The 12,017-nt window shown below is 76.0% G+C and carries 12 protein-coding genes; 10 read left to right on the plus strand and 2 right to left on the minus strand.

Annotation, left to right across the window (positions count from 1 at the left end; genetic code table 11):
* Window positions 1-98 precede the first annotated feature (98 nt).
* The 9 genes from thrS to BM048_RS03545 all read left to right on the plus strand — a co-directional run bounded on the left by thrS (window position 99) and on the right by BM048_RS03545 (window position 9,267).
* Window positions 99-2,111, plus strand: a complete 2,013-nt coding sequence (gene thrS / locus BM048_RS03505) for a threonine--tRNA ligase (RefSeq protein ID WP_090030852.1) — start codon at window positions 99-101, stop codon at window positions 2,109-2,111.
* Window positions 2,112-2,175: 64 nt separating this feature from the next.
* Window positions 2,176-2,742: an HIT family protein gene (locus tag BM048_RS03510; protein ID WP_239079037.1), complete on the plus strand. Its 567-nt coding sequence runs from the start codon at window positions 2,176-2,178 to the stop codon at window positions 2,740-2,742.
* Between the two features lie 5 nt (window positions 2,743-2,747).
* On the plus strand, window positions 2,748-3,362 hold the full coding sequence (pgsA, locus tag BM048_RS03515; RefSeq protein ID WP_090030854.1) for a phosphatidylinositol phosphate synthase: 615 nt from the start codon (window positions 2,748-2,750) through the stop codon (window positions 3,360-3,362).
* Window positions 3,359-4,354: a phosphatidylinositol mannoside acyltransferase gene (locus BM048_RS03520; RefSeq protein WP_239079033.1), complete on the plus strand. Its 996-nt coding sequence runs from the start codon at window positions 3,359-3,361 to the stop codon at window positions 4,352-4,354. The genes pgsA and BM048_RS03520 overlap by 4 nt, the downstream gene beginning before the upstream one ends.
* Window positions 4,355-4,383: 29 nt before the next feature.
* Window positions 4,384-5,601, plus strand: a complete 1,218-nt coding sequence (locus BM048_RS03525) for a glycosyltransferase family 4 protein (RefSeq protein WP_090030982.1) — start codon at window positions 4,384-4,386, stop codon at window positions 5,599-5,601.
* Entirely contained in the window at window positions 5,598-6,293 is a 696-nt protein-coding gene (locus tag BM048_RS03530) for a hypothetical protein (protein ID WP_090030856.1), read from the plus strand. Before BM048_RS03525 ends, BM048_RS03530 begins: the two co-directional genes overlap by 4 nt.
* Before the next feature lie 122 nt (window positions 6,294-6,415).
* The gene (gene pdxS / locus BM048_RS03535; RefSeq protein ID WP_090030857.1) at window positions 6,416-7,345 is read left to right on the plus strand and encodes a pyridoxal 5'-phosphate synthase lyase subunit PdxS; all 930 of its coding nucleotides are present in this window, start codon (window positions 6,416-6,418) and stop codon (window positions 7,343-7,345) included.
* Complete coding sequence (locus tag BM048_RS03540) at window positions 7,342-7,923, plus strand: NUDIX hydrolase (protein ID WP_308439553.1); 582 nt, start codon at window positions 7,342-7,344, stop codon at window positions 7,921-7,923. Before pdxS ends, BM048_RS03540 begins: the two co-directional genes overlap by 4 nt.
* A gap of 108 nt (window positions 7,924-8,031) precedes the next feature.
* Entirely contained in the window at window positions 8,032-9,267 is a 1,236-nt protein-coding gene (locus BM048_RS03545) for a pyridoxal phosphate-dependent aminotransferase (protein ID WP_239079032.1), read from the plus strand.
* A gap of 21 nt (window positions 9,268-9,288) precedes the next feature.
* Here the strand turns inward: BM048_RS03545 and BM048_RS03550 are convergent, their stop codons facing one another.
* Window positions 9,289-10,584 (minus strand): kynureninase, encoded by a 1,296-nt coding sequence (locus BM048_RS03550; RefSeq protein WP_090030859.1) that lies wholly within the window; start codon window positions 10,582-10,584, stop codon window positions 9,289-9,291.
* 32 nt (window positions 10,585-10,616) lie between these two features.
* Window positions 10,617-11,084: a PPOX class F420-dependent oxidoreductase gene (locus tag BM048_RS03555; RefSeq protein ID WP_090030860.1), complete on the minus strand. Its 468-nt coding sequence runs from the start codon at window positions 11,082-11,084 to the stop codon at window positions 10,617-10,619.
* Window positions 11,085-11,184: 100 nt separating this feature from the next.
* Here BM048_RS03555 and BM048_RS03560 point away from each other — a divergent pair, with 100 nt between their 5' ends.
* Window positions 11,185-12,015 carry a DNA-formamidopyrimidine glycosylase family protein gene (locus BM048_RS03560; protein WP_090030861.1) on the plus strand — a complete coding sequence of 277 codons (831 nt, stop codon included), beginning with the start codon at window positions 11,185-11,187 and terminating at the stop codon, window positions 12,013-12,015.
* Window positions 12,016-12,017: the final 2 nt, after the last annotated feature.

Here is a 12,017-nt window from a genome sequence, read left to right on the forward strand (position 1 = left end):
CACACGGGTGTGTGCGTGTGCCGACCGGGTGAGGCCCCGCCGGTAGCATCGGGGCCGGTCCGCCGCCCGGGTGGACCCGCGCAGAGGAGGCAGCACCGGTGCCCGAGCCCATCACCCTCACCGTCGACGGCACGGCCACCACGGTGGAGCCGGGGACGACGGGCACCGACCTGTTCGGGTCGCGCAAGGACGTCGTCGTCGTCCGCGTCGACGGGGAGCTGCGCGACCTGCACCGCGAGCTGCCGGCGGGTGCCGTCGTCGAGGCCGTCACCATCGGGTCCCCCGAAGGTCTCGAGGTGCTACGCCACTCCGCCGCGCACGTGCTCGCCCAGGCCGTGCAGGAGGTGAACCCGGCGGCGCGCCTCGGCATCGGCCCGCCCATCACCGACGGCTTCTACTACGACTTCGACGTCGAGACCCCCTTCACGGCGGAGGACCTGCGCGCCCTGGAGAAGGTCATGGCGCGCATCGTCAAGGAGGGCCAGACCTTCCGCCGCGTCGACGTCACGGAGGACGAGGCGCGCGCGCTGGAGAAGGAGGAGCCCTACAAGCTCGAGCTCATCGGCCTCAAGGGCGCGGCGGGCGACGAGGACGGCGCGTCGGTGGAGGTCGGCCTCGGCGGGCTGACCGTCTACCAGAACGTCCGCGGGGCCGGCCGCGAGAGCGAGCAGGTCGTCTGGCAGGACCTGTGCCGCGGGCCGCACGTGCCCAGCACCCGGGTCCTGGGCAACGGCTTCCAGCTCACCCGCTCGGCCGCGGCGTACTGGCGGGGCAGCGAGAAGAACCCGCAGCTCCAGCGCGTCTACGGCACCGCCTGGCCGACGAAGGACGAGCTCAAGGCCCACCTCGACCGGCTGGCCGAGGCCGAGCGCCGCGACCACCGCCGGCTGGGCACCGAGCTCGACCTGTTCTCCTTCCCCGACGAGATCGGCTCCGGCCTCGCGGTCTTCCACCCGCGCGGCGGGATCGTGCGCATGGAGATGGAGGAGTACTCCCGGCGCCGGCACGTCCAGGCGGGCTACTCCTTCGTCAACACCCCGCACATCACGAAGGAGCACCTGTTCCAGGTGTCGGGGCACCTCGACTGGTACGCCGAGGGCATGTACCCGCCCATGCAGCTCGACGAGGAGCGCGACGCCGACGGCACCGTGCGCAAGCAGGGGCAGAACTACTACCTCAAGCCCATGAACTGCCCCATGCACAACCTCGTCTTCGCCGCGCGGGGGCGCTCGTACCGCGAGCTGCCGCTGCGGCTGTTCGAGTTCGGGACGGTGTACCGGTACGAGAAGTCGGGCGTCGTGCACGGCATGACCCGCGCGCGCGGCTTCACCCAGGACGACGCGCACATCTACTGCACCCGCGAGCAGATGGCCGGTGAGCTCACGAGCCTGCTGACCTTCGTCCTCGACCTGCTCAAGGACTACGGCCTCGAGGACTTCTACCTCGAGCTGTCCACCCGCAACCCCGAGAAGTCGGTGGGGTCCGACGAGGCGTGGGAGGAGGCGACGGAGACGCTGCGCTCCGTCGCGGAGGCGTCGGGCCTGCAGCTCGTGCCGGACCCCGGCGGCGCCGCGTTCTACGGCCCGAAGATCTCCGTGCAGGCCAAGGACGCCATCGGCCGGACCTGGCAGATGTCGACGATCCAGCTCGACTTCAACCTGCCCGAGCGGTTCGAGCTCGAGTACACCGCCCCCGACGGCACCCGGCAGCGGCCCGTCATGATCCACCGCGCGCTGTTCGGCTCCATCGAGCGGTTCTTCGCCGTGCTGACCGAGCACTACGCCGGCGCGTTCCCCGCCTGGCTCGCGCCGGTCCAGGTGCTGGCCATCCCCGTCGCGGAGCCCTTCGAGGGCTACCTCGCGGAGCTCGTCGAGCGCCTGCGCGCCGAGGGGATCCGCGCCGAGGTCGACCGCTCGGACGACCGGTTCGGCAAGAAGATCCGCAACGCCGCCAAGGAGAAGGTGCCGTTCGTGCTCATCGCCGGCGGCGAGGACGTCGAGGCCGGCGCCGTGTCGTTCCGCTTCCGGGACGGGCGCCAGGAGAACGGCGTGCCCGTCGACGAGGCGGTCGCGCGCGTGCTGGCCGCCGTGCGGGACCGGGTCCAGGTCTGACGTGACGGGGACGGGCGCGCAGGGGGCGGCGGACGGAGAGACGGACGGACGGGCGGGCGGACAGGTGGACGGGGACGGCGGCGACGTCGTCGTCGAGCGGCCGGAGGACCGGCCCGGCGTGCCCGACGGGTTCGGCCGGCTCTGGGTGCCGCACCGGATGGCCTACATCGGCGGGGAGGGCAAGCCCGAGGACGACGCCGCCGGCTCCGGCTGCCCGTTCTGCCGGGTGCAGAGCCTGCCCGACGAGGAGGGGCTCGTCGTCGCGCGGGGCGAGGTCGCGTTCGTCGTCCTCAACCTCTACCCGTACAACAGCGGTCACCTGCTCGTCTGCCCCGACCGGCATGTCGCCGACTACACCGACCTGACGCCGGAGGAGATCGACGAGGTGGCCCGGCTGACCCAGACGGCGATGCGAGTCGTGCGCGCGGTGTCGCACCCGGCCGGCTTCAACCTCGGCATGAACCAGGGCGACGTCGCGGGCGCCGGCATCGCCGCACACCTGCACCAGCACGTCGTGCCGCGCTGGGCCGGGGACGCGAACTTCCTGCCCATCGTCGGCCGCAGCCGCGCCCTGCCCGAGCTGCTCGCCGACACCCGCGACCGGCTCGCCGCCGCCTGGCCCCGGGGCTGACCGCCGTGCTCGACCGTCTGCGCGGCCTCATGACCGCGCTGTTCACGCCGCTGGCCCGCACGCTGCTCCGCGCGGGCGTGTCGCCGGACGCCGTCACCGTGACCGGCACGCTGGTCGTCGTCGTCACCGCGCTCGTCGCGTTCCCCACCGGCCATCTCCTGCTCGGGGCCGTCGTCATCGGCGTCTTCGTCCTCACCGACTCCCTCGACGGGGTGATGGCGCGCCTGCAGGGCCGCTCCGGACCCTGGGGGGCGTTCCTCGACTCGACGCTCGACCGGTTCGGCGACGGCGCCATCTTCGCCGGGCTGCTGCTGTGGGCCCTGGGCCGCGACGACGACGCCACCGCCGTGGCGGCCCTCGCGTGCCTCGTGCTCGGCTCGGTCGTGCCCTACGCGCGGGCGCGCGCCGAGGGCCTGGGCATGACGGCGGCCGTCGGCATCGCCGAGCGGGCGGACCGGCTCCTGGTGACGCTGCTGGCCACGGCCCTGGTCGGGCTCGGGCTGCCGCACGCGGTGCTGACGGTCGTGCTCGCCCTGCTCGCGGTGGCCTCGGCCGTGACCGTCGGCCAGCGCATGGCGACCGTGCGCCGGCAGGCCGTCGGGACGGCGGGGCGGCGGTGAGCCGGCCGCGGCTGCCCGTCGGTCGCGCGTTCGCGCTCGCGTGGCGGTGGGCGGGCCGCGTGCCGGGACCGGTGCTGCGCGGGGTGTGCGCGCTCGTCGCCGACGTCACCTGGCTGCGCCACGGCGCCGGGGTGCGGCGGCTGGAGGCCAACCTCGCGCGGGTGCGGCCCGACCTGGACGGGCCCGCGGTCCGGCGGCTGAGCCGGCGCGGCATGCGGTCCTACCTGCGCTACTACGGGGAGGCCTTCGCGGTCGCCGCCTGGCCGGCCGACGTCCTCGCCGCGCGCGTCCGCGCGGAGGGGCGCGAGCACCTCCAGCGCCACCTCGACGCCGGCCGGTCCCCGGTCCTGGCGCTGGGGCACATGGGCAACTGGGACCTCGCGGGCGCGTGGGCCACGACGCACCTGGCGCCGGTGACGACCGTCGCGGAGCGGCTGGAGCCCGAGGAGGTCTTCACCGAGTTCCTGCGCTTCCGCGAGGGCCTCGGCATGCAGATCCTGCCGCTGACGGGCGGGGAGGACGTCTTCCGCGGGCTGGTGCGGGCGGTGCGGTCACCGGGCCGGGTGGTGCCGCTCCTCGCCGACCGGGACCTCACCGCGCGGGGCGTCGAGGTGCGGCTCGCCGGCCGGCCCGCCCGGGTCGCGGCCGGCCCGGCCGCGCTGGCGCTCGGCACGGGCGCGCCCCTGCACGCGGTGGTGCTGCACTACGAGCGGCTGCACGGCGCGCGCCGCCGCGCCGCCCGGTCGCCGTGGGGTCTCGTCGTCCGGTTCTCCCCGGAGCTGCCGGTGCCGACCGGGATGCCCCGCGCGGCCGCCGTCGCCGTGCTCACGCAGACCTGGGTCGACGTGCTCGAGGCGGGCGTGCGGGAGCACCCCGAGGACTGGCACATGCTGCAGCGGGTCTTCGTCGAGGACCTCGACCCCGCGCGCGACGCGGCGGTCCGCGCGACGACGGTACCGACGCCGGCGCCGACGACGGCGGTCGGGCCGTGAGCGTCGCGGACCGGGCGCCGGTGCGGCCGTTGCGCGTCGGGATCGTCTGCCCGTACTCCTTCGACGTGCCCGGGGGGGTCCAGTTCCACGTCCGCGACCTGGCGGAGGCCCTGCTCGCGCGCGGCCACGAGGTGTCGGTGCTGGCGCCCGCCGACGAGGACACCCCCGTCCCGCCCTGGATGGTGGCGGCCGGGCGCGCGGTCCCGGTCCGGTACAACGGGTCGGTCGCGCGCCTCACGTTCGGCCCCGTGACCGCGGCCCGCGTCCGCCGATGGGTGGGGTCGGGGGAGTTCGACGTGCTGCACCTGCACGAGCCCGTGACCCCGAGCCTGTCGCTGCTGGCGCTGTGGATCGCGGACGGGCCCGTCGTGGCGACGTTCCACACCGCGCTGCAGCGGTCCCGGTCGCTGCAGATGGCCTACCCGCTCGTGCGCCAGTCGCTGGAGAAGATCTCGGCCCGCGTCGCCGTGTCCGAGGACGCGCGGCGCACCCTCGTCGAGCACCTGGGCGGCGACGCGGTCGTCATCCCCAACGGCGTCTGGACGGGCACCTTCGCCGCCGCGCGGCCCGACCCGCGCTGGACCGGCACGCCCGAGCGGCCCACGGTGGCGTTCCTCGGCCGGCTCGACGAGCCCCGCAAGGGCCTGGGCGTGCTCCTCGCGGCGGTGCCGCGCGTGCTCGCGGCGCACCCCGGCGCGCGGTTCCTCGTCGCCGGCCGGGGGGAGACGGACGCCGACGACGTCCGGGAGCTGCTCGGCGACGCGGCGGCTGCGGTCGAGCTGCTCGGCGGCGTCAGCGACGAGGAGAAGGCGGCCCTCCTGTCCTCCGTCGACGTGTACTGCGCGCCGCAGACGGGCGGGGAGAGCTTCGGCATCGTCCTCGTCGAGGCGATGGCCGCGGGGGCGACGGTCGTCGCCAGCGACCTCGGCGCCTTCTCGCGCGTGCTCGACGACGGTGCCGCCGGGGTCCTGTTCCGCACGGGCGACGCCGACGACCTCGGGGCGACGCTCGTGCGGGTGCTCGGGGACCCGGCGCTGCGGGACCGCGTCCGCGAGGCCGCGGACCGGACGGTGCCGCGCTACGACTGGTCCGTGGTGACCGACCGGGTCCTGGCGGTGTACGAGATGATCGTCGAGGGCCGGGACGCACCCGTGGGGGAGGACCCGGCCTCACTGCGGGGGGCGCGCCTGCGCCGGCTCACCCGCACCTGGGGCGAGGAGCGCGTGCGGCTGCGGGGTGACGCGTGACGACGGACGTGGGCGTGATCGTCCTCGGGGTGGGCGCCCTGCTGGTGTGGGTCGTGTGGGTCGCCGCGTCGCGGCTCGACCGGCTCCACCGCAAGGTCGGCGCCTCGCGCGCGGTGCTGGACACCCAGCTCGTCCGGCGCGCCACGGCCGCCGCCGAGCTGGCGACGTCCGGGCTGCTCGACCCGGTGAGCTCGGTGCTCGTCGGCGAGGCGGCGCTGGCGGCGCTGGCCTGCGGCGGGACCGACGCCGAGACGGAGGTCGTGCTACCGGAGGAGCTGCGTGCGCTGCTGGTCGAGGCCGGTACCCCGCCGCCGGCCGGTCCCCGGCCGCTGCGGCCGACGAGCGGCGCGCCGCGCCTCCCGCTGCGCGAGGAGCGCGCCCGGGAGCGCGCCCGCGCCGAGAGCGAGCTGACGAACACGCTGCGCACCGTGCTCGACGAGCCCGAGGAGGTCGCCGCGCTGCGGGCGGAGCCCGGCGGGGACGAGCTGCTCGACGACCTCGCGGCCGCCTGGTACCGGGTGCAGCTCGCGCGGCGGTTCCACAACGAGGCCGTCGCGCAGACGCAGCGGCTGCGGCGCGGCGTGCTCGTGCGGGCGCTGCGCCTGGCCGGGCACGCGCCGATGCCCCGGACGCTGGAGCTCGACGACTCCTGGCCGGCGGCCTTCGCCGACCCGTCGCCGGCGGCGCGCTGACGCCGGACGACCGCGCGCGGGGGACCTGAGACGTCGCCCCGGCGCCCGCGGGGCCGGGCCTACCATGGGCGCATCCACCACCGCCGCGCCGGCGACCCCGGCCTGGACCAGCGAGGCATGCCGTGACCGAGAACGCCCAGCCCACCGTCCCCGCCGCCGAGTCCTCGGCCCGTGCCGTCGGCACCGCGCGGGTCAAGCGGGGCATGGCGGAGATGCTCAAAGGCGGCGTCATCATGGACGTCGTCACCGCCGAGCAGGCCCGGATCGCCGAGGACGCCGGTGCCGTGGCGGTCATGGCGCTCGAGCGCGTGCCGGCCGACATCCGCGCGCAGGGCGGCGTCGCCCGCATGAGCGACCCGGACCTCATCGACTCGATCATCGCCGAGGTCTCCATCCCCGTGATGGCCAAGGCGCGCATCGGCCACTTCGTCGAGGCGCAGGTGCTGCAGTCGCTCGGCGTGGACTACATCGACGAGTCCGAGGTCCTGACGCCGGCGGACTACGCGCACCACATCGACAAGTGGGCGTTCACGGCGCCCTTCGTCTGCGGCGCGACGAACCTCGGCGAGGCGCTGCGGCGCATCACCGAGGGCGCGGCCATGATCCGCTCGAAGGGTGAGGCGGGCACCGGCGACGTCTCCAACGCCACGACGCACATGCGCACGATCCGCGCGGAGATCCGCCGCCTGACCTCGCTCCCGGAGGACGAGCTGTTCGTCGCCGCCAAGGAGCTGCAGGCGCCGTACGAGCTCGTCAAGGAGGTGGCCGAGGCCGGCAAGCTCCCCGTCGTGCTCTTCACCGCCGGCGGCATCGCCACCCCCGCCGACGCCGCGATGATGATGCAGCTCGGCGCCGAGGGCGTCTTCGTCGGCTCGGGCATCTTCAAGTCCGGCAACCCGGCCCAGCGCGCCGCCGCGATCGTCAAGGCCACGACCTTCCACGACGACCCCGACGTCATCGCCAAGGTCTCGCGCGGGCTCGGCGAGGCGATGGTCGGCATCAACGTCGAGGACGTCCCGGAGCCCCACCGCCTGGCCGAGCGCGGCTGGTGAGCGACGCGCCCTCCGGCGCGCGCAGCCACCTCGAGGGCGGCGGCCCGGTGCACGGCCCCGGCAGCCACTGGCAGCCGGGGCCGGACGGCGTCCTGCGGCGGCGCGCCGCGCGCGTGATCCTCGTCGACGCCCAGGACCGGGTCCTGCTCCTGCGCGGGCACGACGTCGACCAGCCCGAGCGGTCGTGGTGGTTCACCGTCGGCGGCGGGCTGGACCCCGACGAGAGCAGCCGGGCCGCGGCCGTGCGGGAGGTCCGGGAGGAGACGGGCCTCGTCGTCGACGACGCCGACCTCGTCGGGCCGGTGCTCACGCGGTCGGCCGTGTTCGACTTCGCCGCCGCCCACCTGTGGCAGGACGAGGAGTTCTTCCTCGCCCGCGTCGACGAGGCCGCCGCGCTCAGCCGCGAGGGCTGGACCGCGATGGAGCTCGACGTCATCGACGAGGTGCGGTGGTGGAACCTCGACGACCTCGCGCGGGTCGAGATCGAGGTGTTCCCGGCGGACCTCGTCGCGCTCGTGCGGCCGCTGCTGGCGGGCTGGGACGGGGTGACACGGCACCTGGGTCTCGTCGAGGAGTAGGGCCCGCCGTCGCGGCCGGGTGTGACGGCCTGGTGTGACGTACGGGTGTGACGTCGTCGTCGTACCGGGTGGTAACGCCGACCGGCGGCGCGGCGCTAGGGTCCGGTCGTGCCCACGACGTCCCGCGCCGCCGCCACCGTCCCGCGCTCGGGGATCCGCCTGCTCATGGAGCTCGCGCTGCGCGACCCCGGCGCGATCCACCTCGAGATCGGCGAGCCGGACCTGCGCACGCCGGCGCACGTCGTCGAGGCGGCCGCGGCCGCGGCGCGGGCCGGGCACACCGGCTACACCTCGTCCGTCGGCACCGACGCGGTGCGGGCGGTGCTCGCCGACGTCGTGACGCGGTCCACGGGACGGAGCACGTCCGCCGACGAGGTCGTCGTCACGCACGGCGCCATGAACGGGCTCGCGCTGGCGTTCGCGGCGCTGCTCAGCCCGGGCGAGACGCTGCTCCTGCCCGACCCCGAGTTCCCGAACTGGCGCATGGCCGCCGTCGCGGCGGGACTTGACGTCGCCACCTACCCGTGCCTGCCCGAGCACGGGTTCGTGCCGCGGCCCGAGGACGTCGAGGCGGCCCTCACGCCGACGACCCGCGCGATCCTGCTGAACTCGCCGAACAACCCGACCGGGGCGGTCTACCCGCGCGAGGTCGTCGAGGCGTTCGTCGACCTCGCCCGTCGGCACGACCTGTGGCTGCTGTCCGACGAGTGCTACGACGCGATCACGTTCGACGCGGAGCACGTCAGCCCGCTGTCCCTCGACACGGACGGCCGCGTGGTGGTGTTCCGGACGATGTCGAAGACCTACGCGATGACCGGCTGGCGGCTGGGCTACGCGGTCGTGCCCGACGGCCGCGCGCTCGACCTCATGGGTCACCTCGCGGAGGCCACCGTCGCGTGCCCGTCGAGCGTCTCCCAGCAGGCCGCGGTCGCCGCGGTGACGGGCCCGCAGGACGCGGTGGCCGACGCCGTGGCGTCCTACCGCTCCCGGCGTGACGCCGCCGTGGACCTGCTGACGCGGCGCGGGATCGCGTGCGTGCGTCCCGACGGCGCGTTCTACCTCATGGTCGACGTGGGTGTCGCCGACACGGACGCGTTCGCGCTGCGGCTCCTGCGCGAGCGGCACGTCGCGGTGGCGCCGGGCGCGACCTTCGGGTCCGCGGCCGCCGGCATGGTCAGGGTGAGCCTGGCCGCCGCCCCGGCCGACCTCCTGGAGGGGCTCGGGCGGCTCGCCGACCAGGTCGACGCGGACCGGGCGGCGGGGGTGGCGCGGGTCGCTCCCGTCGCAGACGCGGCCGGGGGACGGGTCGGCGTCGGCGCTCCCGTCACCGCTCCCGTCGGCTGAGCCGGCGGCTGACCGCGCCGGTCACGTCACCGTCGCGCGCCGGGACCAGCGCTCGTCGAGGTGCTCGCCGGCGGCGAGCACGGCCGCCAGCTCCCGCGCCGCGACCAGCATCTCCGCGTGGGTGAGGTAGGGCGCGGCCACGCCGAGCCGGACGACGTCCGGCTCGCGGAAGTCGCCGACGACCCCGCGCGCGACGAGGGCCTGGACGACCCCGTAGGCGTCCGGGTGCCGTACGCCGACCTGCGAGCCGCGGCGGTCGTCGTCGTCGGGGGACACGAACGCCGCGCCCGGGACCAGTGCCGCCACGCAGCGGCGCAGGAAGCGCGTGAGGGACAGCGACCGGGCGCGGACCGCCTCCACCGGGACGCCGTCGAACGCGCGCAGCGCCGCCTCGAGCGCCAGCAGCGACAGGACGGGCGGCGTGCCGATGCGCAGCCGGGCGGCACCGTCGGCCGGTTCGTGGTCCGGCGCCATGGCGAACGGGCGGGCGTGCGAGTGCCAGCCCGGGACGACGTTGCGGACGTGCGGCAGATGGCGGGCGGCGGCGTAGACGTACGCCGGGGCCCCGGGCCCGCCGTTGAGGTACTTGTAGCCGCACCCCACGGCCAGGTCGACCCCGTGGTCGTCGAGGTCGACCGGCACGGCCCCCGCCGAGTGGCACAGGTCCCACAGCGCGAGGGCGCCGGCGTCGTGGGCGGCGCGGGTCAGCCCCGGCAGGTCCCACAGCCGGCCCGTGCGGTAGTCGACGTGCGAGAGGGACACCACCGCGACGCGACGGCCCGTGGCGGCCAGGTCGGCCAGGGTGCGCGGGACCTCGTCGGGGTCGGCGAGGACCACGTCCCACCCGACCTGGTCCGCGACCCCGCGCGTGACGTACAGGTCCGTGGGGAACGAGCCCGGGTCGGTGACGACGACGTCCGCCCCGGGCCGCAGCGCCGCGGCGGCGTGCAGCGCCTGGTGCAGCCGGACGGTCGTGGAGTCGCCGGCGACGACCTGCCCGGGTGCGGCGCCGACGAGGCGCCCGATCGCGTCGCCGACGCGCGTCGGGGCCTCCCACCAGCCGTGCGTGTTCCACGAGGCGACGAGGTCGCGGCCCCACTGCACGCGCACGGCGTCCGTCACCGCCTCGGCGACGCCGACCGGCAGCGCCCCCAGCGAGTTGCCGTCGAGGTAGACGACGTCCTCGGGCAGGTCGAACCGGCGACGCAGGTCGGTGGCCGCATGGGCGAGGTCCAGCGCGACGGCCTCCGCGGCGAGGGTGTCGCCCGTGCCGCTACCCGTGTGAAGGACGTCCGGACCGGGGGGAGCGGTGCTCATGGCCGTCGACCCTACGGGGCGGTGCGCTGCCCTCAGGCCTCGGCGAGGCGCGCCGGGAACCCGCCGGTCGCGACGGGTCCCCAGCGCGTGGGCGTCACGCGGAGGAGGACCTTGCCCTGCGCGACCATGGCCCGGCGGTACTCGTCCCAGTCGGGGTGCTCGCCGGCGATGACGCGGAAGTAGTCGACGAGGGGCTCGAGCGCCTCGGGCAGGTCGAGCACCTCGGCCTCCCCGTCGACCTGCACCCACGCGCCGCCGAAGTCGTCGGAGAGCACCAGCAGGCTCACCTGCGGGTCGCGGCGCGCGTTGTGCACCTTGGCCCGCTCGGGATACGTGGACACGACGAACCGGCCCTGCTCGTCCACGCCGGCCGTGACGGGCGACGCCTGCGGCGACCCGTCGCGCCGGCGGGTCATGAGGACGACGTGGTGCCTGCCGCGGGCGAAGTCGAGGAGGCCCTCGCGGTCGACGGTGGTGGAGGTCGCGATCGTGCGTGCCATGGCGAGGAGGCTACGTCGGCGGCACCATCGCGGCACGGACCGGCCGGGCCTGGGCCGGGGGGGGCGGCGGCGGGGACGAGGACGAGGACGAGGAGGCGCGGTGCCGGAGGGGGACAGCGTGCACCGGCTGGCCCGGCGGCTGGACCGCGCGCTGCGCGGTCAGCCCGTCGTGCGCTCGGACCTGCGGGTGCCGCAGCTGGCGACGACGGTGCTCGCGGGGACGACCGTCCTCGAGCACGCCACGCACGGCAAGCACCTGCTCACCCGGTTCGACGACGGCCGCACGCTGCACAGCCACCTGCACATGGACGGGGAGTGGACCGTGACGGCGCCGGGGAAGCGGCTGCCGACGCGGGTCGCGCACGAGGTCCGCCTCGTGCTCGTGCTCGGCACCGGCGCCACCGCGTGGGGGCTGCGCCTGCACGACCTGCGTGTCGTGCCGACCGCGCGTGAGCGCGACCTCGTCGGGCACCTCGGGCCGGACCCGCTGCGCGACGACTGGGACGCGGAGGAGGCCGTTCGGCGCCTGGGTGCCGACCCCGCGCGTCCCCTCGCGGCCGCCCTGCTCGACCAGCGGCTCGTCGCCGGGCTCGGGAACCTGTGGGCGAACGAGCTCGCCTTCCTCATCGGGGCGAGCCCGTGGACGCCCGTCGGCGAGGTCGACCTGCCGGCGCTCGTCGACCGCGCCGCCCGAGCCCTGCGCCGGTCGGCCACCGTGCCCGGCGCGTACCAGGTCACGGTGCCGCCCGTGCTGCCAGGCCGTCCGCGGCGCGGCGAGGAGCACTGGGTCGCGGGGCGCGCCGGCCGGTCCTGCCTGCGCTGCGGCACGACCGTCCGCGTCGTGGCCGAGCGTCCCGGCGACCCCGAGCGCCGGCGGACCTGGTGGTGCCCGACGTGCCAGCCGGGACCGGGCCCCGAGCCGGGCCGCTGAGG

The sequence above is a fragment of the Cellulomonas marina genome, from assembly GCF_900111925.1.
GTDB classification, from domain to species: domain Bacteria; phylum Actinomycetota; class Actinomycetes; order Actinomycetales; family Cellulomonadaceae; genus Cellulomonas; species Cellulomonas marina.